Genomic DNA, 25,142 nt, shown 5'->3' with positions numbered 1-25,142 from the left:
AACACAAAGCGGCACGACGGCCGTCCCCCTCACCTCTGCCCCTCCGCCGCCTCAAACGCCTCACCCGGCCGGCCTTCCTCTCCTCGTCCCTCCCCCCATTCCTCTCCTCGGTCCTCTCCCCGGTGCTCACGCCGGTCCCGCTCCCCCGCCCCTCCCGCTGGATGTGGACGGCCGACACGACCCTGGCACTCCTCCTGGCCGCCTGCACGGTGGTCACGGCGTTCCGCCAGGGGACGGGCACGGTGCTGCTGCCGCATGCCCCTCTGGAGGCACCGCTCCCGGGAGCCGGGCCTCATGCCTCTCTGGAGGCACCGCTCCCGGGAGCCGGGCCGGTGCCACCGCTCGTACCACCCCTGCCGGGGGCGCCCCCCGCGCCCGATCCCGGCCTCGGTCCCTTCCCCCTCTGGCAGTTGCTCCTGGCGGCCCTGACGGCGCTGCCCCTGGCCCTGCGACGCCGCTTCCCGCTGGCGGTGTTCTGGGCGGTGATCGGTACGACGTTGCTGTTCAACCAGCGCAGCGCCCCCGGCGACACGACCGTGTACACGTTCCTGTCGTGCGTGATCGCGGCGTACGGCGCGGCTGTTCACAGCCCGCACCGGCTGGGGGCGATCGCGAGCCTCGTGGCGGGCGCCGGCCTGATCGCGGCGTACCCCGAGGAGAACTTCCCGTACCTGACTCCGGGTGTGATCCCGTTCGTCGCCCTGCTCGGCGTGGGCCTGGGCGCCAACGCGGTCCACACCTGGAAGCAGCGCGTGCACACCCTGAGGGAGGAGCAGGAGGCGGCGACCCGGCTGGCCGTGGAGCGCGAACGTTCCCGTATCGCTGCGGAGTTGCACGACGTCGTCACCCACAATGTGAGCGTGATGGTGATCCAGGCGGGCGCGGCCCGCAAGGTGATGGACGCCGCGCCGGGCCAGGCCCGCGAGGCGCTGCTTGCCGTGGAGGCGAGCGGCCGTACGGCGATGACCGAACTCCGCCACGTCATGCACCTGTTGACGATGACGACGGAGGCACCGGCCGCGACGACGCCCCCCGCGCCGACGCCGCCGGACCCCACCCCCCTCGCCCCGCAACCGGGCCTGGCGCAGGTTCCCACCCTCGTGGAGCGCGTACGCGGAACGGGTGTCCCGGTGGATCTCACCGTCACCGGGACACCGTCGCTCACGTCCCCCCTGCCGCCCGGCGCGGACCTCGCGGCGTACCGGGTGGTGCAGGAGGCCCTGACGAACACGGTGAAGCACGCGGCGGGAGCCCGGGTCGAGGTCACCGTCGACCACATGCCCACCGCGGTCCGGGTGGAGGTGACGGACACGGGCGGCACCCCCACCCCCGAGGCCGCCACGGGCACGGGCCGGGGCCTGCCGGGCCTCCGCGAACGTCTGGCGGTCTACGGAGGCACCCTCCGGACGGGCCCACGTCCCACAGGCGGCTACCGCGTGGAAGCGGCGATCCCCCTGCGCCACCCGGAGAAATCCGAATGACGACCGACCCGGGACAGGCCCCCGCTCCCCCTCCCCCTCCCTCCCCCCGGGTGGTCATCGCGGACGACCAGGCGCTGGTCCGCACCGGCTTCAGCATGATCCTCACGGCGGACGGCATGGACGTGGTGGCGCAGGCGGCCGACGGTTACGAGGCGGTGGAGGCGGTCCACCGCACCCACCCGGACCTGGTGCTGATGGACATCCGCATGCCGGGCAAGGACGGCTTGGAGGCGACCCGTGAGATCCTCTCGGCCGATCTCCCGACGCCGCCCCGCATCGTCATGCTCACCACGTTCGACCTGGACCGGTACGTCTACGACGCCCTCACGGCGGGCGCCAGCGGCTTCCTGCTCAAGGACGTCACCCCGGAACACCTGGTGGCAGCCGTGCGTCTGGCCCGCACCGGCGACGCCCTCCTGGCCCCCACGATCACCCGCCGCCTCATCGAACGCTTCCTGTCCCCCACCCCGGACACCCCCGCCCTCCACCGCGACCTGACGCCCCTCACCCCCCGAGAACGCCAGATCCTCCACGCCCTGGCCACGGGCCTCAGCAACGCCGAACTAGCCGCCCACTTCCACCTGAGCGAAGCCACCGTGAAAACCCACGTGGCCCGAATCCTCGCCAAACTGAACCTCCGCGACCGAGCCCAAGCAGTGGTAGCGGCCTACGAATCGGGCCTGATCACCCCGAACTCCACGACTCCCGCCCCCTGATCCGGATGATTCACCCTGTTGCTCCAGGAGCGGCCTTGAGGTGGGTGGTGAGGTGTCGGAGCACGGTCCAGGCGTCGCCGTCGGTTCCGTCCCCCAGGACGTAGTGCAGGGCGGGATGTGCGGGCGTGCCGAGTTGTCGCGGGCGCAGGGCGACGGGCGGTCGTCGGGCGTGGGTGAGACCGATGGCATCGACGTCTCCGGCTCCGAGGGTGAAGGACACCGGGACGGGCGGGGCTTCCAGACGCGGGGTCAGCGTCAGGTCCGCGCGAGCTGCTCGGAGCGTGGTGAGCATCGACACCAGGTCGTGCTCATCGACCAGCTCGGCGGCGAGAGATTCGAGGGCCTCCAGGGGAACATCCGCAGCGGACGTGTAGCCGAGTGTGAGCGTGATGTCCTGGGCGACGCCGGCCTTCGTACGCGCTGTGCGGAGTGTCGCGATGGACGGACGGTCCGGAGCTCCGATCGCGACCAGGTGCGTCGGGTCCGGTGACCGGCCCCGGGCCAGGTCTGTCAACTGGCGCGGCGACCAGGGCAGGTTGACCGGCTCCGACGTGCTCCAGCCCACCGGCGCCGCGCCCGTCAGGTGGCGCCAGGCAGCCTCCAGGCCACGGCCTAGGACCAGGTCGGCGGTGGGGGCGTGGACCGTGCGGAACGTGACGGTCAGCTGACGTTCCGGGGTGGGCTCGGCCTGCCGGGTGAAAGCGTCGGCGACCGTGGTGCTGGTCGGGATGAACGTGCCCTGCTGCCAGACGAGGGGGACCCCGGACAGGCCGTCGTAGTAACCACCGACCGGGTGCTGGACCACCCACCGATTGGGGGCACCCCGCAGCGCCATGCGCAGGGGGAGCGTGAGCCGGGCATGGGGTGGCGTGACCAGGTGCAGGGCGCGGTTGGTGGCGCTCGCGGTGCGCAGGACGTCGGAGAGCCAGGTGGTGAAGGCAAGGATGGGACGGTCGGAGATGACGACGGCGGTGGACTCGGTCAGGACATCGACCGAGGGAACGTCGGGAGCGGACGGAGCGACGACGTCCTGTGCGTCACCGGCCGGCTGCTCCTGAGAGATGGTCACCACGTCTGTCGTACACGCGGCGCGCGGCCACACCGTCCCGCCGAGCAGCGTGGTCAGGCGCCCGCACACCGAGCCCGCGAGGGGTTCTGCCTCGGGTACGGCGGTCGAGGCGCGGGCCTCTGTCCACCAGTAGGGCGGCGAGGGTGCGGACACATCACCGCCGAGGAGGCGTTCCGCTTCGCCGGGTATGTGGATCAGGAGCGGTGCCTCGACGGAGACCAGGGGACGGCCGACGCGGGTGCACAGTTGGAGGACGCCGCCGTCACCGGTGGAGGTCAGCCCCAGGTCGGGGCCGCCGGCGAAGAGGCCGGCGAGCAGAGTGCGGGTGTCCGGCAACTTCGGGGTGAGAGCGATGACGTCTTTGGTCATGTTTCGAACTCGCCGACCCAAGAGCGCTCCAGGAGCTCCTTGGGGAGGTACTCGGACTCGACTTCGATCGGGAATCCGGCGTCGTAGGCGAGACAGGCGATGGCAAGCGGGCCGAGAGCAATGACCCCGTTGAGGTCGGCGACCCGTTCCGCGGTGGCGGTCCAGTAGGTCTTATGCAGTTCCAATGCCTCGACCAGCGCGGCGTTGAAACCTTCGTGATCCTTACGCAAGAAGTGGGAGAAGAGATTGATGGGTTGATACAGGACGTTGTGAAGAAGATCTCGTGGCGCGATGGTGGCAATCTCGGGGTAGGAGGCAGTAATCGCCGCCTGCATTTTCTCGACCAGTCCGGGATGTTCAAGCCAGTACGTTTGAAGCGCGTCAACCCAGTGATAGACGTACTCGTCGCCATGTGCTCCAGACGCCCTGAGCAACTCGACAGGGACTTGGCACATGGCATCCATACGCTGTTGGTCCCGGCAGATGATGACAAACCAAAGAGTCGTCAGCCAGTTACCCGCATTCGCATAGAACTGCGGCCCTGTCGCCGCAATGGCGCGAACTTCATCCATGATCCGGCACTCAACGACACCATCCGTTGCCTGTGCCGCCATGAAAGCAGCTGTTCCGACCTGCATTGCGGAAACGGCTGCTTCCCACGTCTCCAGCTCCGCCGCAGCCGGATCGAGCACAGCACGGGCCTGAAACAAGGTCAGCGTCTCATCCATGGCCAGACCGAACCCGGAGGGCGACTGGCCGAGGTCGTCGACGCTGCCTTCCAGGTCCTCCGCCAGGTCCTTCAGGGCAGCCTTGTCCGGTGCCCCCGGCCTGGCGTGTCGCGCTACACGCGCCGTCACGTAGTGCTCCCGTCAGCTGATATCGAATGTCCACTTCGCGTAGCCAGCATACTCGCCCGAGGCAGTCGACTTTGCCTTGACCAGGACATATTCAACATTTCCCTGCCTGAGAGATTTCCTCAGTTCGCGGTAGAGGCGCATCTCCTTGGTGTCGCCGTCAAGCCCTCGCTCGCGCATTTTTCTCAGGATATCCTGGAAGTACTCTTTCGAACCCTGGCGGGCATCAAATCCGTTGGGGAGTTCTCGTTTTCCGAGGTCCAGTCCACTACTCCCCTTGGCCTCGATGACAACGAACTTCTTGACCCCATTCTTGTCGGTATGACTCCACAGCTGATCAAACTGGTCATTCCCGTTCTTCGGACCCGAGAGCTTTTCCCATTGGTAACCCGGATAATGCTCGGGGATCACATGATGCCGGGCAACAGCCTCACCGAACGCCTCACTGTCCACACTCATCTGCTCATGGAACGGGGCGTGTCCCGCCTTCACCTCCTCGTAAGCGCGAAGGTTATCGGGGGTCGGCGCGGCTTCATATGCCCCCTTTGCCGTGCGCACCGGTTCATGCCACGCGTTATCCGCCTGGACTGATACGTGCCGCTGGTGAGCAGCGTCCTTGATGCTGTCGAGCCCTCTGTCGGTGGGCACGGTATCCGGCGCCCGGTCAATCTTTGAGCCGGGAACATACTTCTCAGGAAACGGGGGCGGCTTGTCGGTCGCCGCGATCCATGAACCGGGATTGTTCGGATCCTTCTTCAGATGAGGCGGCGGATAACCGCTCTCGTCCGCAACGGCCACGCGAAGCCTGCGGCCATTCTCTCGATAGTATTTCTCAAAATATCCTGGCTCATGGTTCGCGCGGTAGACCTGCACATCCTTGATCTGATGAGGCTCGAGCCGGTCGTACCAATCCTTGCCCACCGGATGAGGTTCATCACCGGCACCCGCCTGCCATCCGTCCGAACCCGACCCATGATCTCCACGAGGGCCGGGCCCATTGCCGCCTCCACCCGCATGTGCATCGGAATACCCGGATTCGTTGCCGCCACCGGCGTGCTCAGCTCGGGCACCGACCCCGGCCAAGTCGCGCGTGCGGTCCGCGTGGGCGGGGCTGCTGTTCAGCTCCGTGTGGTCGTTCGCGGAGAGTTCGTGCGTGGCCTCGTCCGCGTACTGGCGGATGCTGCCGTCGGCGTTGAGGACGTCGCCCGTCTTGGTGTCGAGGTAGACGCGTTTGCCCGCCTGGTCGACGTACTCGACGGCGTGCTCGGGGACGGAGGCGGCGCGTTCGGCGTGCGGGGTCGGCTGGTCGGGCAGCGTGTACCTGCCGCCGCTGCCTGCCAAGTCCAGCTGGGCCCCGGTGTCCAGATTCTTCAGCGCGGTGAAGGCGTCGCCGACCTTGACGTAGGCGAACTTGCCCGCCTTGCCGACGTACGTGAACGGGTCGACGGCCCGGCCCACCTTGCCCACCACCGACACCGCGCGAGCCGCCGCCCCGGTCCGGCCGGCGCTCGTCGCCGCCGCGCCCGCGCCCTCGGTGCCCAGGAGACCGAGCACGTTGAAGCTGACAGTGCCGGCCGCGCGGGCCGGGTTGGTCTGCCAGGTGTCCCAGGCGACGAACCCCTTGACGGTCTGCTTGTAGGTGGTGCGCGAATCACGCAGCCAGGAGGGGAGTTTGTCGTCGGGCAGCAGCCACCACGTGCCAGCCGTGGCACCGGTCAGGACCGATGCGGTGCCGAGCTGGGCCAGGCTCTTCCACGCCTCACCCGCCGCGTCCGAGCCGTCGGCACCGAACAGGGTGCCGACGCCGTGGACGGTGCCGATCACGCCGTCCGTCCAGAAGCCGTCCCACACCTGCCCGGCCGTGTGCGTGAACCAGTCCCAGCCCTCGTACTCCTGCTCGACCGCCGAACCCCACGGGGTCTCCTCGGCGTGATCGAGGTCGCCAGCCCGGTAGCCGTACATGTTCTCGCCGTGCGAACCGTCGTCGACGGTGAGCTTCGTACCGCCGACCAGCGCGGTGATCTTGTTGTGGCAGGCGCGCTCGGCGGCCTGGAAGGCGGCGACCGTGTGGTTGACGTCGCTCCACAGTCGGTTGTTGGTGTCGACGTTGTCCTTGTCCTTGCGCCACTCGTCGTCCCCGGCGACGGAATCCACGAACGCCCGGGCATCCGCCTTGAGCGTCGCCAACTTTTCCACCAGCGGCTGGACCGTGACGCTGTACTCGTCGAGCGCTGCGGCGACCTTCTCCAGATCGTCCGCGAACGCGTCCGTCTTCGTCTTCACCAACTGGGTGGACGAGAACAGGTCATACGCCTCTGGCGCCTGGTAGAAGGCGGACAGGCCCTGGAAAGTGGTGTGCACATCCGCACCCGAGGCGCGGAACTGGCCCGCGTTCGCGTACAGCAGCATCACATCGATACCCAGCGTGGACAGATCCCCGAGGAACTGCGGTATCCCGGACGGGTCGATCAGATTCGCCTCGTCCGCCATCACTGCCCCTGTCCGGGCAGATCGACCTTCGGCTCCTTCGCCGCCTCACGCTGCGCGTTCGCCGCCAGGTCCAGGTCACCCTCGACATAGTGCCCGGTCGCCTCGGCCGCCCCGCTCAGCGACTTGGACGTGCGCTTGGCGACATAGAGCAGGTCATGGCTCCACCGCTGCAGGAACTCCCCCAGCGCCGAACCAACCACCCCGACCGTGCTCGTGTACGGCCCGTACTGACTGGTGATCATCCCCGCCGCCGAAGCGGCCTCCTCCAGATTCCCCTGAGCCGCCGAACCAGCCCCCGACAGGTTCTCCGCATGCGCACCTGACGTCTCCAGAACACCGCGCACCCCGACCGGGTCTATGTCCCACCCCGTCACACCGTTCTCCCAACCCCCGTACACGCCAAGAGCCACCCGATGCAGAGCGCCAGTTCTCGCCGCCGCACCGAGTGTCCCGACAAGACCTACGTCCTATCGATCATCGAACATGCTCTCGCGTACGCCACTGCAGGCACAACATCGCACCACGGCAGGAGGCTGAGACCAGTCAGGGCCTGGAACAGGTACACGCACACTCTTGGGCTCAGTGGACGAGCCGTGATATGCCATCGCACTCGCGCGCTGTCCAGGCACAGCCATCCGTCCTGCCCGTATCGCGACCAAATCAGGCAGCCTTGACGATAGGGACAGGACACCTGGACCCCCACCCCCGACCGGCCGCGCATCACGGTCGTCGTCGACGAAGGCGCCGAGGTCATGACCGCCGCCGACAAGGTCCCCTACGAGACCGAGACCGGCGACGGCAAGACCCGCACCGTCAACCGCTCCGCACTGCCCGGCCTGGAGTCGTTGGCGCGAATGGGGCGCGCGGCATGCATCGACCTATGGTGGATGACCCAGAAGCCCACCATCGGCGACGGCATCCCCAACAGATCGCCCCGCAGATCGGCGTCTCCATCTGCCTCGCCGTGCGCACGCCGGCCGAAGCCCGCGTCGTGCTTGGGGAGGACGCTCAGGCCAAGGGCTGGAACGCCGACGAACTCCCGGTTCCGGGTGTGGCGTTGATCCGGGACGGCAAGCGCAAGCCCGACCCGGTCAAGGTCCGCTACATGGACAAGGCCGTCGTCATCGCCCTGCCCGAGCGCACGCCGTGGTCCCGCTCGGTCGCTCCGACCGTGGAAGCCGCGGGCGCACCGACGCTCACCCTCGTCAAGGACAGCGCGACCGAGACGGCACCGGCCACGGACGGCGCCGTCGCCCGTGTCCTGAAGGCCATCGAGACCGCCGACGAACCGGTCCTCCAGAAGGACCTGGTCACGCTCACTGGCCTGTCCAAGGGCGCCGTGTCCAAGGCCGTCAAAACCCTCACCACCGGCGGCACGGTCGTCCGCACCCTCGACGGCCGACTGACCGTCACGCGCGGCGACGACTCCGCCGCCGCCTGACCCATCTCCACCACGACGACGGCCCCCTTCCCCTAAGAACCGGGGCCGCCGCCTTCCACCAGACCGTCAACAGACCTGTGGAGGTCTCCCAGCATGACCCAAGCGACCGACATCCGGCGAGACGGCGAGCGGCCGTTACTGCTGGATCTGTTCTCCTGCGCCGGCGGCGCCGCCATGGGCTACGCCCGCGCCGGGTTCACCGTCCACGGCTGCGACATCGCCCACCGACCCAACTACCCCTTCCCGTACCACCGGGGCGATCGCTCGCCCACCAAGAGTGACGGCGGCCCCGACCGACGCCACCGCCGGGCCCGGACAGAGGCCGAGATCAAGCGCAAGGTGAAGGAGCTGGAGCGCCAACGGGACCAGGGGCGCGCACCCGCAGCGGGCCGTAAGCCGACCGTCGCCGCGTGGATGGAGACCTACCTGACCGACATCGCGAGCCTGAAGCTCAAGCCGCGCTCCCTCGACGACTACTGGTCGAAGACGCGGAACGACATCATCCCCGGCGTCGGCAAGCACCGCATCGACAAGTTGCAGCCCGAACACCTGGAAGGGGTGTACCGGGCCATGCTCGACGCCGGCCACGCTCCCTCGCCCGTCGTGAAGGTGCACTGCATCCTGTCCCGTGCCCTGAAAATCGCTCACCGCCGCCGCATCGTCGGGGAGAACGTCGCCACGCTCGTCGACCCGCCGAGCATCGACGAGACCGAGGCCAACCTCTTCACCAAGGAAGAAGCCAAAGCCTTCCTCGAAGCCGCGTCGAAGCGCCCCACCATCATGCGGTGGATCGTCGGTGTCGGCATGGGGTTCCGGCTGGGCGAAACGCTCGGCTTGCGCTGGTCGTACGTCGACCTGGAAGCGGAGCTGTTCCGCCCCGAGTGGCAGCTTCAGCGCCTCACGTGGCGGCACGGCTGCACCGACCCGCACACCTGTGGGGGGCGTCTGCACCGCTTCGAGCCCTGCCCGCCGGACTGCACCACGCACAAGGGCTACAAGCGTGGGTGCCCGAAGTCGTGCCCCAAGACGTGCGCGAAGCATGCGAGCGCCTGCCCGAAGCGCAGGGAAGGCGGGCTCACCTTCACGCGGCCCAAGACCAAGAAGTGACGGAACGCCGTACCGATCCCGCCCGTCTTCGTTTCCTTCCTGCACGACCACAAGGCCAAGCAGGAAGCGGCGCGGGAGGCCGCCGGGGAACTGTGGCAGGAGCACGACGTCGTGTTCTCGCGCCCGGACGGCCGCCCCCTGGACCCGCGTGCCGACTACGAGGAGTTCAAGGACCTGCTCAAGGAGGCGGGTATCGATGACCGCCGCCTGTACGACGGGAGCCGTCACACCGCCGGCACGATCCTCAACGAGCTGGGCATCGACATGCCCACGATCATGGAGATCCTGAGGCACACGCAGATCAGCCAGCCCCGGCGGTACGTCAAGGGCCGGTCGCACCTGTCCATGGACGCCATGAGGCGCATGGGCGAGTTCTTCGTGCCGCCGCCGTCGCCTCCGTCGCCCCCGATTCCGGGCCCCATTGAGACCAGAACTGAGACCGCCGACACCCGCGCGGCATGCTCCCAACGGCGCCGCCGCATCCGTTGAACGAGAAAGCCCAGCTCAGACACTGTCTGGGCTGGGCTTAGAAAGAGCCGCCTTCGGGATTCGAACCCGAGACCTACGCATTACGAGTGCGTTGCTCTGGCCATCTGAGCTAAGGCGGCGCACTGTCCGCACTATGGTGCGATCAGCAACGTCGGTAAGTCTACACAGTTTCTCGGGTGCTCCGAACCAGGGTCCGGAGCACCCCGCGGCCTTGCTGCGCGAGCCCCCGGTCAGGACGGTGAGCAGCGCTTTCCGTCGGTGGGCGGCGTGCCGCGCAGCAGGTACGTGTTGATCGCGGAGTCGATACAGCCGCTGCCCCGCCCGTACGCCGTGTGCCCGTCGCCGTCGTACGTGAGGAGGCGGGCGGAGGAGAGCTGGGAGGCGAGGGCCTCGGCCCAGCGGTACGGCGTGGCGGGGTCGCGGGTGGTGCCTACCACGACGATCGGGGCCGCGCCCTTCGCCTCGATGCGGCGCGGCACCCCCGTCGGCTTCACCGGCCAGTACGCACAGCTCAGCGAGGCCCACGCCAGCGCCCGGCCGAAGACCGGGGACGCCTTCTCGAAGGCGGGCAGCGCCCGCTCCACCTCGTCCGGCGTGGCGTACGCCGGGGGGAGGTCGAGGCAGTTCACGGCCGCGTTGGCGTACATGAGGTTGGAGTACCGGCCGTCGGCCTCCCGCTCGAAGTAGCCGTCCGACAGGGCCAGCAGCCCGGCGCCGTTCTTGTCCTGGACGGCCTGCGTGAGGGCCTGGCGGAGCCGCGGCCACGCCCCCTCGTCGTACATCGCCGCGATCACCCCCGTCGTCGCCAGGGATTCGCCGAGCTTCCGCCCGCCCGTCGCGCCCGCCGCACCCGTCGCGAGAGGTCGCGCGTCCAGGCGCTCGAAGAGGGCGCTCAGGTTGTCGCCGACCTGGGCAGGCGTGCGCCCCAGCGGACAGTTCTCCCGGTGTGCGCAGTCCTCCGCGAAGGCCCGGAACGCCGTCTCGAAGCCCGCCGTCTGTTCCTGGTTCAGCCGGTCCGCGCTCAGCGACGGGTCCAGCGCCCCGTCCAGCACCAGCCGGCCGACCCGCTCCGGGAACAGCCCGGCGTACGTCGCGCCGAGGAACGTGCCGTACGAGGCCCCGACGTACGTCAGCTTCCGATCCCCCAGCACCGCCCGCAGGACGTCCATGTCGCGGGCCGCCTCGACCGTGGACACATGCCGCAGCAGCTTCGGCGCCCGCGCCCCGCACCCCTCCGCGAACCGCTTGTACGCGGCCACCAGCGCGTCCTTCTCCGCCCGGTCGTCCGGTGTGAGGTCCGTCTGCGTGTACGCGTCCATCTCGCGGCCCGTGAGGCACTCGACCGCCTCGCTGCCGGCCACGCCCCGCGGGTCGACGGCGACCATGTCGTACCGCGCTCGGATCTGCGCCGGGTAGGCGGTGCCCGCGTAGCCCTGGAGGTAGCCGACGGCCGAGCCGCCCGGGCCACCCGGGTTGACCAGCAGCGAACCGAGCCGTTCCCCCGGGCCGGTGGCCTTCTTGCGCGACACCGCCAGCTTCACGTCACCCTCGCCGGGGTTCGCGTAGTCCAGCGGCGCCCTCATCGTGGCGCACTGGAAGCCGGGCACGTCGCAGTCGCGCCAGCGCAGCTTCTGCTCGTAGTACGGCGCGAGGGCCGCGGGCGTCGCGCGGGGCAGCGGGCCGAGCGCGGGCACCCCGTCGTCCGCCGTGGCCGCCCGGCTCGCACCGCCTGGGGAACACGCCGACACGAGCAGCGCGACGGCGGCGAGCAACGCGCCGCCGCCGGCGCGCAGGGAACGGTTCGGCCGGGACCGGGAAGTACGCCTGGTTCGCATCTCGCGAGCGTAACCAGAGGCAACCGGATGATCACGAACGGCGACGAATGCTCCTCGTACGAGTGACACGGTCAACCGAACGCCCGCCGACGCGCGCCCGAACGCCCGAACACCCGCCGACGCTCACCCGAACCCCCGCACCCGCCCGAACACCCGCCGACGCTCACCCACGTGTCGCCCCCGGAGGGCCCGCGCGCGAACACCGCCCCGCACCCGCCGGAATACCGCCCGCACTCGCCCGCCGAGCCACCTAGCCACCGAGCCACCGAGCGCGCCCCTCACGCCCTCCCCCGCGCTGCGTGCGCCACCGTCACCCGGCCCGCAGGGCCATGGTCATCGCCTCGACCGCCAGCAGCGGGGCGACGTTGCGGTCCAGCGCTTCCCGGCAGGCCGCGATCGCGTCGATCCGCCGCAGCGTCGCCTCCGGCGTCCCGCTGCGGGCCATCCGCTCCAGTACGTCCTGGACCTCGACGTTGGCGAGGGCGACCCGCGACCCCAGTTGCAGGGCCAGCACATCGCGGTAGAAGCCGGTCAGCTCGGTCAGCGCCAGGTCCAGGCTGTCCCGCTGGGCCCGCGTACGGCGCCGCTTCTGCTTGTCCTCCAGGTCCTTCATGACGCCCGCCGTGCCGCGCGGCATGCGCCCGCCCTGGACGGCCCCGAGTGCCGCCTTCAGCTCCTCGGTCTCCTTGGTGTCGACCTCTTCCGCCAGTTGCTTGGACTCCTCGGAGGCAGCGTCCACCAGCTCCTGCGCGGCCTTGAAGCATCCGCCGATGTCCTCGATCCGCAACGGCAGCTTCAGTACGGCGGCCCGCCGCTCCCGCGCCCGCGGGTCGGTGGCCAGTCGGCGCGCCCGCTCGATGTGACCCTGGGTGGCCCGGGCGGCGACCGCGGCGGCCTCCGGCTCGATGCCCTCGCGCCGTACGAGCATGTCCGCCACCGCGTCCACCGACGGGGTGAGCAGGCTGACGTGCCGGCACCGCGAGCGGATGGTCGGCAGCACGTCCTCCAGCGACGGGGCGCACAACAGCCAGACCGTCCGCGGCGCGGGCTCCTCCACGGCCTTCAGCACCGCGTTCGCCGACTTCTCGTTCAACCGCTCGGCGTCCTCGACGAGGATGACCTGCCACCGCCCGTTCGCCGGCGACGTGAACGACTTGCGCACGGTGTCCCGCATGTCCTCGGCGAGGATCTGCGTGCCCACGGCCGCCACCGTCGTCACGTCGGCGTGCGTGCCCACCAGCGCCGTGTGGCACCCGTCGCAGAATCCGCACCCCGGGCTCCCCCCGAGCGCCCTGTCGGGGCTCACACACTGCAAGGCCGCCGCGAACGCCCGCGCCGCCGTGTTCCGGCCCGCTCCGGGCGGCCCCGTGAACAGCCAGGCGTGCGTCATCTTCGACGCCTCGGGAAGCGGCCCTCCGGTCCCGGCCGCCGTGACGATGGCATCCGCGTCCCGGGCGGCCGCGTCCAGCTGCCGACTGAGCCGCTCCTGCCCCACCAGGTCGTCCCACACGGTCATGCCCCCACCACCCCTCCGTCCCAAGAACCGAACCGAACCAGACCGAACCCGTCGGCCCCATTCTGCGCGACCCCACTGACAGCCCCGAATCGGCGGGAGGGGAAGGCTGCGGGCGCATACCCCCACCGCTGCGCGCCCGCCCACGCACGGAAGGGGCCGTGCCGGTGTGGCAAGCCCGTCGCGTAGAGAAGCACAGCGAACGGCTCCCCTCCCACCCCGGGCAAGGGCACCAAGCGACGGGCTGACCCACCGGCACGGCCCCGCCCCACGACGCACCCGAAGCGCCCACGGGCGGTGGCCGTTCCGCCCCGACCGCGCCCCACGCAGCCGGAGACACGCCGACAAGCTCACCCCCGGTGTGAACCGGGCTCAGCCCCGGCGTGAACGGGGCTCACCCCCGGCGTGAACGGGACTCAGCCCCGCCGCCGCCTCCAGCCACGACCGCGCCCCTCGTCCGGTTCGTCCGAGTCGCGCGGACCCAGCAGTTCGTCCGCCAGGGTCGGCAGGTCGTCGAGCGGTGTCTCCTCGGCCCAGTCCGACCGCTGCCGACGCCGAGGGGTCCCCTCCTCGTCGACCTGCGGCAGCTCCCGCGTCCGCTCCGCTGCACCGTCCGCGCCGTCCGCGCCGTCCGCACCACCAACCGCCGGCCGCTCGTCCCGGAAGAACCCGGGCGGCACCGGCGGCACCCGGTCCTCGCGAACCGGCGGCAGCACAGCGGTCTCATCGGCCGCGCCCGGAGGCACCGGAGGCACCTGCGGCAGCACCGCGGTCTCGTCCTCGGCACGCGCCCCCGCTCCGGACACCGGTCCCGAAGCGGTATCCGGCGTGAACCCCGACGGCGCGGCCCCGGCCCCAGTTCCGAACCCGGACGCCGGCTCAGGCCCCTCGGCCGTCGGCTCAGGCGGCCTGGGCAGCTTCGCCGTGGTCTCGGAGTCCGCCGATCCTCCGGGCCGGACCGGCGGCAGAACGGCCGTCTCGTCCCACGGCCCGCCGGACGCGTTCGTAGGCGTCACCACAGGCGTGGGCACGGTGGTGTCCGCCGCACCCCGCTCGCCGTCAGCCTCAAGCCCGCGCGAGGCCGCAAGTCCCTGCTCAGCCCCGGCCCTCTGCGAAGCCTCACCCTGCGCAGCCTCAGCCGCGGCCGCCCGGGCGAGCGCGGCCGCCCGCTCCGCCGCCGCGGCCCTCTCCGCCTCGGCCGCCGCGGCCGCCGCCCGCGCGGCCTCCGCGACGCGCTCGGCCTCGGCGGCGGCAGCCCGCTCGGCGGCGATCCGCCGGGCCTCCTCGGCGCGCAGCAACGCCTCCTCGGCCTTCCGCTGCTTCTCCAGGCGGCGCGCCTCCGCCTCCGCCCGCAGCCGCTGCTCCTCCGCGGCCTGCTGACGCCGGCGCTCCTCCTCGACCCGGCGCCGCTCTTCCTCCTCGGCCCGGGCCTTCTCCTCCGCGAGGAGCCGTGCCTGCTCCTCCTCGGCCCGGCGACGCGCCTCCTCGGCCCGTCGCCGGGCCTCCTCCGCCTGCCGCTCGGCCTCGCGCCGCTGCGCCTCCTCCAGCTCGCGCCGCTTGCGCTCCTCCTCCTCGGCACGCAGCCGGGCGAGCTCCTCCTGGCGCTCCCGCTCCAGCCGCTCTTCCTCCGCCTTGCGCGCGGCCTCTTCCTCAGCCCGCTTCCGGGCCTCCTCCTCGGCCTTGCGCCGTGCCTCCTCCTGGGCCTTCACCTCGGCCTCGGACAGCGGGAGCATCACGTCGAGCCGGTGCCGGATCACGGTGGTGACGGCCTCCGCGTCCTGCGCGCCGTCGACGACCAGGTACCGCCCGGCGTCGGCGGCGGCCAGCGTCAGGAATCCGGCCCGCACGCGCTCGTGGAACTCGGCCGGCTCGGACTCCAGCCGGTCCGGCGCCTCGGTGAACCGCTCCCTGGCCGCTTCGGGGGAGACATCCAGCAGCACCGTCAGATGCGGCACGAGTCCGTTCGTGGCCCAGCGGGAGATCCGGGCGATCTCGGTCGGCGAGAGATCCCGTCCGGCGCCCTGGTACGCCACGGAGGAGTCGATGTACCGGTCGGAGATGACGACGGCGCCCCGCTCCAGAGCGGGCCGCACCACGGTGTCCACGTGCTCGGCGCGGTCCGCCGCGTACAGCAGCGCCTCGGCCCGGTGGGACAGGCCGGCGCTCGACACGTCGAGGAGGATCGACCGCAGCCGCTTGCCCACCGGGGTCGCGCCGGGCTCCCGGGTCACGACGACCTCGTGCCCCTTGGCGCGGATCCACTCGGCGAGCGCCTCGACCTGGGTGGACTTGCCGGCGCCGTCCCCGCCCTCCAGGGCGATGAAGAACCCGGACTCGGCCGGTGCCTGGTCGGGGTCGTCACCGCCGAGCAGGGCGTCGCGCAGGTCGTGCCGCAGCGGCACCCCGGACCGGTCGTCGACCTTGGCGAGCACGAGCGCGGCGACCGGCAGCAGCAGCGCTCCGACCAGCATCAGTGTGAACGCCGCGCCGCCGTGCGCGAACACGAACTTGCCGTTCTCCAGCCGGTGCGGGCCGATGGCGGCGGCGACCAGCGGTGCGACGACCGCGGCCAGCGCCACGAGGACCCGTACGACCGCGTGGAGGTGATCGGTGGTCCGGGCACGCCGGAACTCCTCGGCCTCCTGGTCGAGCAGGGTGTGCCCGGTGTTCGCGGCGACGCCCGCGGCGACGCCCGCCAGCGCGAAGATCAGTACGACGCTCGTCACATCCGGTACGAGCCCACCGGCGAGCAGTGCGACACCGGTGAGGGCGATGGCCAGGGCGAGCAGCCGTCGGCGGGACAGCGACGGCAGCAGGGACGGGGCCTTGCGGATCCCGAGGCCCACCCCGCCGGTCAGCGCGACGACCAGCAGGCCGTACAGCACCGGGCCGCCGCCCAGGTCCTTGGCGTGCAGTACGGCGACGGCGACCGCGGCGGCGACCGCGCCGGCGACCGCCGCGCACGCGGGCACCAGGAGCGGGATCGCGCCCGTACGGCCCTTGTCCACACCCGTGCCGGTCCTGGGCCGGCGCAGCCCCTCCAGCGGGGACCGCGCGCGCGGGGTGCGCGTCTTGGGCAGTTCGAGGAAGGTCACCACCGACAGCGAGGCGGCGAAGAGACCGGCGGCGACGTACGAGGCGAGCGCCGCCTGGTGCTGCCCGAACCAGTCGAGGCCGGCGCCCAGCAGGTTGTTGAGCAGGGCCACGACGACGAGCGTGGCGGCCGCGAGGGGCACCGCCACGAAGCCGGTACGCAGGGACAGGCGCCGCAGGGCGTCCATGTGGTCCGGCAGCGGGCGTACGGTCGCGCCCTCCAGCGGCGGCTCGGGCAGGAGCGAGGGCGCCGCGCTCTCCCGGCAGACGGTCCAGAACCGCTCGGCGACACCGGTCACAAAGACGGTCACCAGGAGCACCGCGAGCGCGTTGTCCGGTGTCCAGTCGATCCACAGGGGCGCGACGATCAGCAGCAGGATGCGCAGCCCGTCCGCGCCGACCATGGTCCAGCGCCGGTCGAGCGGACCGTCCTGCGAGGTCAGTGAGGTGAGCGGCCCGAGGAGGACGGCGCCGAAGAGCAGGGTCGCGAGGGCCCGTGTGCCGAAGACGATGGCGACGGTCAGCGCGACGCCCCGGTAGCCGCCCCCGAAAGCGCCCTCGGCGATCGCCGTCTGGAAGGCCAGGAGGACCAGCACGAAAAGGGCGAGGACATCGCCCACGCCTCCCACGAGCTGTGCGCTCCACAGCCGTTTGAGCTGAGGTCGGCGCAAGAGCGCCCGTACCGCGCGCTCCCTGGAGTCGGCTGCCAGGGCGCTGTCGGGGGCCGGAGTCAGGGCAGTCGGCTGCTCGCCTCGCATCATGCTTTCAGCCTATCGGCACCCACCGACACCCCGACCCGGCGCCCGAACGCACGCACACGTCGCCATCAAGTCGTGTAAAAAGCGCGGGTTCAGAAAAACCAAAGTGAAGATTCCAGCCACCGCTCGGCACCACCGCCGCCGAAGGGGCACGGGGAACTGCGCGACCAGCCACAACGCTCCCGCACCCGCCGCAAAGCTCCCGGACCCCCAACCCCTTGGGCGTTCCGATCCCTCGGCCACGCCCGCGCCGTCGGGCGTTCCGATGCCTCGGCCACGCCCGCGCCGTCGGGCGTTCCGAACCCTCGGCCGTTCGAGAACCGTCGGGCGCCCGGCAGCCTTCAGCCGGACGCCCGAACGTCTCTCGACGCCTTTCGACGCCTCTCGACGCCTCTCAGCCCTCGGACGACGACGCGGTCTTCTTCGCAGCCGCCGTCTTCGCGGTCGCGGTCTTCTTCGCCGCGGCCGTCTTCGCGGTGGCGGTCTTCTTCGCGGCCGTCTTCTTCGCCGGCGCCGCCTTCTTGGCGGTGGCCTTCTTGGTCGCGGTCGCCTTCTTGGCGGGCGCCTTCTTCGCCGTCTTCTTGGCCGGGCCCTTCGCCCGCTTCTCCGCGAGCAGCTCGAACCCACGCTCAGGCGTGATCGTCTCCACGCTGTCCCCGGACCGCAGCGTCGCGTTGGTCTCGCCGTCGGTGACGTACGGCCCGAAGCGGCCGTCCTTCACCACGACCGGCTTGCCGCTGACGGGGTCCGCGCCCAGCTCCTTCAGCGGCGGCTTGGCGGCGGCCCGCCCCCGCTGCTTGGGCTGGGAGTAGATCTCCAGCGCCTCTTCCAGCGTGATCGTGAACAGCTGGTCCTCGGACTGCAGGGAGCGCGAGTCCGTGCCCTTCTTCAGGTACGGCCCGTACCGCCCGTTCTGGGCGGTGATCTCCTGGCCCTCCGCGTCCGTGCCGACGATGCGCGGCAGCGACATCAGCTTCAGGGCGTCATCGAGCGTGACCGTGTCCAGGGACATCGTCTTGAACAGGGAGGCCGTCCGCGGCTTGACCGCGTTCTTGCCCGTCTTCGGGGTGCCCTCGGGGAGGATCTCCGTGACGTAGGGCCCGTAGCGGCCGTCCTTGGCGACGATCTGGTGGCCGGTCGCCGGGTCGGTGCCCAGTTCGAAGTCGCCGCTCGGCTTCGCCAGCAGTTCCTCCGCCAGCTCGACGTTCAGCTCGTCGGGCGCCAGGTCCTCGGGGATGTCGGCGCGCTGGTGGCCCTCGCTGTCCTTCTCGCCGCGCTCGATGTAGGGGCCGTAGCGCCCGACGCGGAGCACGATGTCGTTGCCGACGGGGAACGAGGAGACCTCGCGCGCGTCGATGGCGCCCAGGTCGGTGACCAGTTCCTTCAGTCCGCCGAGGTGGTCGCCGTCGCCGTTCCCGGCTTCGGCGGCCGTGCCGATGTCCCCGGTGTTCTCGCCGAAGTAGAACCGCTTCAGCCACGGCACGGACTGAGCCTCGCCGCGGGCGATGCGGTCGAGGTCGTCCTCCATCTTCGCGGTGAAGTCGTAGTCGACGAGCCGCCCGAAGTGCTTCTCCAGGAGGTTGACCACGGCGAAGGAGAGGAAGGACGGCACGAGGGCCGTGCCCTTCTTGAAGACGTAGCCGCGGTCCAGGATCGTGCCGATGATCGACGCGTACGTCGACGGGCGGCCGATCTCGCGCTCTTCGAGCTCCTTGACCAGGCTGGCCTCGGTGTAGCGGGCGGGCGGCTTGGTGGCGTGCCCGTCGACCGTGATCTCCTCGGCGGCCAGCGCGTCGCCCTCGGTGACCTGCGGCAGCCGGCGCTCGCGGTCGTCCAGCTCGGCGTTCGGGTCGTCGGCACCCTCGACGTATGCCTTGAGGAAGCCGTGGAAGGTGATCGTCTTGCCGGAGGCGCTGAACTCGGCGTCCCGGCCGTCGGAGGCGGTGCCGCCGATCTTGACGGTGACGGAGTTGCCCGTCGCGTCCTTCATCTGCGAGGCGACGGTCCGCTTCCAGATCAGCTCGTACAGCTTGAACTGGTCACCGGTCAGACCGGTCTCGGCGGGCGTGCGGAAACGATCACCCGAGGGCCGGATCGCCTCGTGCGCCTCCTGCGCGTTCTTGACCTTGCCGGCGTACGTGCGGGGCTGCGCCGGCAGGTAGTCGGCGCCGTACAGCTGCGTGACCTGGGCGCGGGCGGCGGCGATCGCGGTGTCGCTGAGCGTCGTGGAGTCCGTACGCATGTACGTGATGAAGCCGTTCTCGTACAGCTTCTGGGCGATCTGCATGGTCGCCTTGGCGCCGAAGCCCAGCTTGCGCGACGCCTCCTGCTGGAGCGTCGTCGTACGGAAGGGAGCGTACGGCGAGCGGCGGTACGGCTTGGACTCGACGGAGCGGACGGAGAAGCGGGTGTTCTCCAGGGCGGCGGCCAGCGCGCGGGCGTTCGCCTCGTCGAGGTGCAGGACGTTCGCGCCCTTGAGCTGCCCGAGCGAGTCGAAGTCGCGGCCCTGCGCGACCCGGCGGCCGTCGACGGACTGCAGCCGTGCGACCAGGGACGACGGGTCGGACGGGTCGCCGGCGCGGCCGGTGGAGAAGGTGCCGGTCAGGTCCCAGTACTCGGCCGAGCGGAACGCGATCCGCTCCCGCTCCCGCTCCACGACGAGCCGGGTCGCCACGGACTGGACACGGCCCGCCGACAGCCGGGGCATGACCTTCTTCCACAGGACCGGCGAGACCTCGTAGCCGTAGAGGCGGTCGAGGATGCGGCGGGTCTCCTGGGCGTCGACCAGCTTCTGGTTGAGCTGGCGCGGGTTGGCGACGGCGGCCTGGATCGCGGCCTTGGTGATCTCGTGGAAGACCATCCGCTTGACCGGGACCTTGGGCTTGAGGACCTCCTGGAGGTGCCAGGCGATGGCCTCGCCCTCGCGGTCCTCATCGGTGGCGAGGTAGAGCTCGTCGGAGTCCTTCAGCAGGTCCTTGAGCTTCTTGACCTGCGCTTTCTTGTCCGCGTTGACCACATAGATGGGCGCGAAGTCGTGCTCGACGTCCACGCCGAGGCGACGGACCTCGCCGGTGTACTTCTCGGGCACCTCCGCGGCGCCGTTGGGAAGGTCGCGGATGTGCCCGACGCTCGCCTCGACGATGTAGCCGGGGCCGAGATAGCCCTTGATCGTCTTCGCCTTGGCAGGCGACTCGACGATGACGAGTCGGCGGCCGCCCTTCGCGGTCTCGCTGGTCGGGGACAACTTCGCTCTTCTCTCCGGTCGACGCTGGGATCTCCCCGGGGTCGCCTTGTGTCCGGGGTCGGGCACCCCCGGAGACCGGCGCCTCGCAGGAGGCGCGGCCATGGGCCCGGGGATCGGGTCGTGCTGACGCTGCGGAGTGTGACGGTACATCCCGCCCCCGTGTCAAACGGGAAAAGCCCGCAACGGCCACTCGAACGGTAACCCGACTACCGCCATTCCTGCCGCCCGGCGTCTTCACCGCCCTTTCCGCGCCGATGCGGAGGGTCACCTCGCGGTTACCGTGCCCGCTCCCCGCCCCGGCACCCGGCACCCCCTCAGATCTGCGCGAAGCACCACGCGCCGAGCAGCAGGGCGGCGACCGCGGCGACGCTCGCGAGCGTTGCCGACATCACAGGGCGCACCCCGAGCGCGACCGGCAGGCCCTGCCGCAGCCGGACGGTGGTCCACAGCAGCAGCCCGCCCCCGAACAGGGCGAACACCGCGCCCGTGAAGATCGCCGATCCGCTCTCCATGTCCCGCTCTCCCACCCCTCGACTCCCAGGGAGGGGAGGCTGGCACGCACGGGAAGCGGACACACGAACCCGAGGTGAACGCGAGGCGTCCGGGTCTCAGACCGAGCCGGGTGTGGGTATCTGCCCGGTCGTCCGGGAGACGTCGGCGTTGCGCACCGTGCACACCACCTTGTTGAAGCCCTTCTTCCACTCGTCCTCGTCGGAGACCCAGCCGGACACGATCAGGGCGGAGCCGGGCGCCCAAGTCGACTCGAACCTGTTGGTGCAGAGCTTTCCCCCTTCGTCGAGGGCGCCCTGGAAGGTCATGCTGTCCGGGGCCTGGACCGATCCGACGACCTGGTCGGTGTGCGCTTGGGCACAGTCGGTCAGCGGCGCGTCGTATCCCTTGTCCCGGCTGGTGTAGTCCCAGCAGTCGCCGACCGCCATCTGCGTGGGCCACAGGTGCACGCCCGTGTCGCGGAGCCGGCCCACCTCGCCGCCTATGGGGACGTGCTTGCCGAGGACGAGACAGGCCGTACCGCCCTTGGCCGCGGTGAAGCCCTCCTTCGTCGGCACGAGCGCGTAGACGCCGGCGTCGGGGAGGGCCTCGGCCATCGAGTCGGCCTGGTTGGCGCAGCGCTGCGGGCCGTTGGCCCGGGCGTCCTCGTGGTCGGAGGCCGTCTCGATCGCCACGACCTGGCCGTCCGGCCAGTCCTCTTCGCAGTCCACCACGCCGAGGTCGGGCAGCGACTTGAACGCCGCCCCCGTCCAGACCGCCTTGACGCAGTCCCCTACCTGGAGCGGCTTGGTGAGGGCCGCCTTCTCGCCGTAGGGATATGTGGCGATCACCTGTCCGGGCGGGTCCGGCGGGACGTTCATGAGGTGGACCACGGCCCAGGTGCCGCCGCCCGCCACGAGCAGCACAGCCACGACGATCGCGACGAGCGCGGCCGGGGGCATCTTGCGCCGGGGCGGGCCGGGCTGCGGGGCGACGGCGGTGACCGTGGGGAACCCGGCGTTGCCCGGAGGGGGCGGGCCGCCGCCGTACGGCGTGGACCGGTTGACCGCGTACGGCGACTGACTGCCCATGGTGCCGCCGTACAACGGCGCCTGGGCGCCCATCGCGCTCCCGTACGGCGTGGCCGGGCTGCCCGGATAGCCGCCCTGGGCGGGTTGCTGACCGCCCGCCACATTGCCGTAGGGCGTGGGCCGGCCGCCCGCGTACGGGTTGTGGCCGTCGTACGGGCCGCGGGGCTGCGCCTGCCGCCAGGGGTCGTACGGCGACGGTCCGGCCGGGGTGTTCGGGCCCGCGCCAGGGGTGTTCGGGCCGCCCGCCGGGGTGTGCGGCGTGTTCGGGGTCGGCGGGGCGCCCGGCGTGTGCGGGGTGGCGCCGGGGGTGTGGGGTGTGTAGGGGGCGGCCCCCGGCGTGTGCGGGGTGTACGGCGTGTGGGGCGCGCCGGGTGTGTTCGGCGTGTTGACGCCCTGCGCGGCGGCCGCGTGGCCCTGCGGCGAACCGGCGGTCGCCCGGCCGCCGGGGGCGCCGGCGTCCGTAACCCGCTCCAGTCCGCGTGCCACCGCCTCGGGTGACAGGCGCCGTACCGGGTCCTTGATGAGCAGTCCGTGCAGCACGGGCGCCAGTTCACCGGCGCGGGCGGGCGGTGCGGGCTCCTCGCCCAGCAGGGCGGTGAGCGTCGCGTACTCGCCGTGCCGGTCGAAGGGGCCGCGGCCCTCGACCGCCGCGTACAGCGTGGCGCCGAGGGAGAACAGGTCGGCGGCAGGTGTCGGCGGCTCGCCCCGCGCGCGCTCGGGCGCCAGGTAGCCGGGGGTGCCGAGGATGCCGGCGGTGGCGGTGAGCCGGGGCTCGCGGGACTCCGGCTGGAGCGCGATGCCGTAGTCGGTGAGCAGCACGCGCGCGTAGGGGTCGCCGGAGGCGTCGGCGGCCAGCAGGATGTTGGCCGGTTTCACATCGCGGTGGAGGATGCCGATCCGGTGCCCCGCGGTGAGCGCGTCGAGGACGGCGAGCCCGATCCGGGCCACCTGCTCGGGGGCGAGCGGCCCCCGCTGCCGGACGACGGCCTGGAGGTCGACGGCGTCCGGCACGTACTCCATGACGATCCACGGCAGGCCCTCGTGCAGCACGACGTCGTGGACCGTCGCCACATGGGGGTGGCCGCGCAGCCGGGCTGCGTGCCGGGCCTCGCTGCGGGCCCTGGCGATGCGTTGCGCGGGCTCTCTCGCGTCCATCGGGACGTCGGGCATGGAGATCTCCTTCAGGGAGACCTCGCAGGCCAACTCCTCGTCGTACGCGAGCCAGACCCGGCCCATGCCGCCCGCGCCCAGTGTGCGCAGCAGGCGATAGCGGCCGTTGATGATCCTTCCCTGGCCCTGCTCCGGCGTATCCCCCGCCATCGCGATCCCCCGATCCCCCAGAGACAGCGCGTGCCTCCCCCGAGGACACGTCGAATCCGTCTCTTGAAAATAGCTTCGCACGCGCCACTGACAGGAGACCTTTTACGGATCAATCCAGCCAGACCGGACACATGCGGCCCAGGGGTACCGCTGCGCCCCGTCCCTTACTCGAACGGGGCGCTCGAACATGTCCTCGGCGAGCCGCCGGGCTGTCTGCCGGGCTTCTGCCGGGGCCCTCTCAGGAGGCCGGTTCGAGGAAGCCCTGCTCGACGAGGAGCCGGATCTGGACCGGTGTCCGGTCGCGCAGCGCCACCGGGTCCTCGCCCACGAGTTGGGCGATGGCGTCCAGAATCCGCCCCGCGCTGAGTGAGCCGTCGCACACACCGGCGAATCCGGCGCCGACCGTGTCCACCTTCGTGGCCCGCCGCATCCCGCGGTTCTGCCGCAGCACCACGTGCTCGGGATCCTCGGCGCCGGGCAGTCCGACCTGCTCCTGGACGACCTCGGAGGTGAGCCGGAAGTGCGCGCCGAGGAGGGCGGCGTCGTCGTGGGCCCGCAGGTAGTCGACGCGCGCGAAGTGGGCCCGCACCGTATCGCCGAGCGGCTGTTCGACCGGATGTGGCCATTCCTCGACGGTGATCGAGGGCTCGTCGTCGGCCGCGGCCGACTTGCGCAGGGTGATCCAGCCGAACCCGACGCCCTTGACCTTGCGCGCCTCGAACTCGTCCAGCCACGCGTCGTACCGGGCCTGGTACTCGGCCGCGTCACCGCGGTGGTCGCCCGCGTCCCGCAGCCACAGCTCCACGTACTGCGTGACGTCCTGGACCTCCCGCTGCACGATCCACGCGTCGCAGCCGCGCGGCACCCACGACCTGAGCCGCTCCTGCCAGTCCTCCCCCTCCACGTGCTGCCAGTTGGCGAGGAACTGCGCGAAGCCGCCCTCGTTGAGCCGCTCCCCGGCCCGCTGGACGAGGGTGCGGCACAGGTCGTCGCCGCCCATGCCGCCGTCGCGGTAGGTGAGCCGGGCGCCGGGCGAGATCACGAACGGCGGGTTGGACACGATGAGGTCGTACGTCTCGTCGTGCGTGAGCGGCTCGAAGAGCGAGCCCCGGCGCAGATCGGCCGCCGGTGCGCCGGAGAGTGCCAGCGTGAGCGCCGTGATGTGGAGCGCGCGCGGGTTCAGGTCGGTCGCCGTCACTCGGGTGGCGTGCTGGGCGGCGTGCAGCGCCTGGATGCCGGAGCCGGTCCCGAGGTCGAGCGCGGACCCGACCGGCGTCCGGACGGTGATGCCGGCCAAGGTCGTGGAGGCACCGCCCACCCCCAGGACCACGCCCTCGTCCCTGCTGCCGATCCCGCCGGCCCCGCCGACCGCGCACCCGAGGTCGGACACGATGAACCAGTCCTCGCCGCCAGGGCCGCCGTACGGCCGGACGTCGACGGTGGCAGTGATCTCGTCGGAGGAATCACCGACGGGAACCAGCCATCCGCTCTCGACACACGCGTCGACGGGTAGCACCGCCTCCACGCGCGCGCGTGCCACCGGCTGCTGGAGCAGGAACAGCCGGACGAGCGCCTCCAGCGCCGAGTCGCCGCGCGTCGCCCGCAGCGCGGGCACCACTTCGCTGCGCGCGAGGGCCGCGTACGCGGAGGCACCGAGCAGTTCGAGCAGCCCGTCGGCGGTGAAGTCGGCGCCGAGCAGGGCCTCGCGCAACCGAGCGGCGACGTCGGAACGGTCAACGGACGGCAGGGAGGACAGCTTGGAGTGACTCACAGACCTCAGGGT

At 71.2% G+C, this 25,142-nt stretch carries 14 protein-coding genes, 1 tRNA gene and 1 pseudogene; 4 read left to right on the top strand and 12 right to left on the bottom strand.

Translation table 11 applies throughout. The features are described 5' to 3' along the window. Nucleotides 1-161: 161 nt before the first annotated feature. Nucleotides 162-1,481, top strand: a complete 1,320-nt coding sequence (locus ACZ4Z2_RS20070; RefSeq protein WP_468077806.1) for a sensor histidine kinase — start codon at nt 162-164, stop codon at nt 1,479-1,481. After that, nucleotides 1,478-2,197, top strand: coding sequence for a response regulator (locus tag ACZ4Z2_RS20065; RefSeq protein WP_468077777.1), 720 nt, complete (start codon nt 1,478-1,480; stop codon nt 2,195-2,197). Before ACZ4Z2_RS20070 ends, ACZ4Z2_RS20065 begins: the two co-directional genes overlap by 4 nt. A 10-nt stretch (nt 2,198-2,207) precedes the next feature. Here the strand turns inward: ACZ4Z2_RS20065 and ACZ4Z2_RS20060 are convergent, their stop codons facing one another. The 4 genes from ACZ4Z2_RS20060 to ACZ4Z2_RS20045 are packed head-to-tail and all read right to left on the bottom strand — an operon-like array spanning nt 2,208 to nt 7,353. Continuing rightward, nucleotides 2,208-3,635 (bottom strand): DUF6177 family protein, encoded by a 1,428-nt coding sequence (locus tag ACZ4Z2_RS20060; protein ID WP_468077775.1) that lies wholly within the window; start codon nt 3,633-3,635, stop codon nt 2,208-2,210. Next, nucleotides 3,632-4,492 carry an immunity 49 family protein gene (locus ACZ4Z2_RS20055; RefSeq protein WP_468077774.1) on the bottom strand — a complete coding sequence of 287 codons (861 nt, stop codon included), beginning with the start codon at nt 4,490-4,492 and terminating at the stop codon, nt 3,632-3,634. The genes ACZ4Z2_RS20060 and ACZ4Z2_RS20055 overlap by 4 nt, the downstream gene beginning before the upstream one ends. 12 nt (nt 4,493-4,504) lie before the next feature. Continuing rightward, complete coding sequence (locus ACZ4Z2_RS20050; RefSeq protein WP_468077772.1) at nt 4,505-6,979, bottom strand: hypothetical protein; 2,475 nt, start codon at nt 6,977-6,979, stop codon at nt 4,505-4,507. Continuing rightward, entirely contained in the window at nt 6,979-7,353 is a 375-nt protein-coding gene (locus ACZ4Z2_RS20045) for a DUF6507 family protein (protein ID WP_468077770.1), read from the bottom strand. Before ACZ4Z2_RS20045 ends, ACZ4Z2_RS20050 begins: the two co-directional genes overlap by 1 nt. A 506-nt stretch (nt 7,354-7,859) precedes the next feature. Here ACZ4Z2_RS20045 and ACZ4Z2_RS20040 point away from each other — a divergent pair. Together ACZ4Z2_RS20040 and ACZ4Z2_RS20035 are read left to right on the top strand one after the other, a co-directional pair. Then, complete coding sequence (locus ACZ4Z2_RS20040; RefSeq protein WP_468077768.1) at nt 7,860-8,420, top strand: MarR family transcriptional regulator; 561 nt, start codon at nt 7,860-7,862, stop codon at nt 8,418-8,420. A 273-nt stretch (nt 8,421-8,693) separates the two neighbouring features. Then, nucleotides 8,694-10,016: pseudogene (locus tag ACZ4Z2_RS20035) on the top strand (tyrosine-type recombinase/integrase); the annotation flags it as partial. 45 nt (nt 10,017-10,061) lie between these two features. Here ACZ4Z2_RS20035 and ACZ4Z2_RS20030 read toward each other — a convergent pair. The 8 genes from ACZ4Z2_RS20030 to ACZ4Z2_RS19995 form a co-directional block, all read right to left on the bottom strand. Continuing rightward, nucleotides 10,062-10,135, bottom strand: a tRNA-Thr gene (locus ACZ4Z2_RS20030). Between the two features lie 111 nt (nt 10,136-10,246). Beyond that, nucleotides 10,247-11,851 carry an alpha/beta hydrolase gene (locus tag ACZ4Z2_RS20025; protein WP_468077767.1) on the bottom strand — a complete coding sequence of 535 codons (1,605 nt, stop codon included), beginning with the start codon at nt 11,849-11,851 and terminating at the stop codon, nt 10,247-10,249. Between the two features lie 310 nt (nt 11,852-12,161). Further along, nucleotides 12,162-13,367 (bottom strand): DNA polymerase III subunit delta', encoded by a 1,206-nt coding sequence (locus tag ACZ4Z2_RS20020; RefSeq protein WP_468077765.1) that lies wholly within the window; start codon nt 13,365-13,367, stop codon nt 12,162-12,164. A gap of 413 nt (nt 13,368-13,780) precedes the next feature. After that, on the bottom strand, nt 13,781-17,218 hold the full coding sequence (tmk, locus tag ACZ4Z2_RS20015) for a dTMP kinase (RefSeq protein WP_468077763.1): 3,438 nt from the start codon (nt 17,216-17,218) through the stop codon (nt 13,781-13,783). A gap of 391 nt (nt 17,219-17,609) precedes the next feature. Next, nucleotides 17,610-20,459 carry a type I DNA topoisomerase gene (gene topA / locus ACZ4Z2_RS20010; RefSeq protein ID WP_468077762.1) on the bottom strand — a complete coding sequence of 950 codons (2,850 nt, stop codon included), beginning with the start codon at nt 20,457-20,459 and terminating at the stop codon, nt 17,610-17,612. 314 nt (nt 20,460-20,773) lie between these two features. After that, complete coding sequence (locus ACZ4Z2_RS20005; RefSeq protein WP_468077760.1) at nt 20,774-20,971, bottom strand: hypothetical protein; 198 nt, start codon at nt 20,969-20,971, stop codon at nt 20,774-20,776. 96 nt (nt 20,972-21,067) lie between these two features. Then, nucleotides 21,068-23,359, bottom strand: a complete 2,292-nt coding sequence (locus ACZ4Z2_RS20000; protein WP_468077758.1) for a serine/threonine-protein kinase — start codon at nt 23,357-23,359, stop codon at nt 21,068-21,070. Between the two features lie 238 nt (nt 23,360-23,597). Then, nucleotides 23,598-25,130 (bottom strand): DUF7059 domain-containing protein, encoded by a 1,533-nt coding sequence (locus tag ACZ4Z2_RS19995; protein WP_468077756.1) that lies wholly within the window; start codon nt 25,128-25,130, stop codon nt 23,598-23,600. Nucleotides 25,131-25,142 lie beyond the last annotated feature (12 nt).

The organism is Streptomyces sp. NPDC030183 (assembly GCF_055573455.1).
This window is presented reverse-complemented; position numbering and strand designations above follow the sequence as displayed.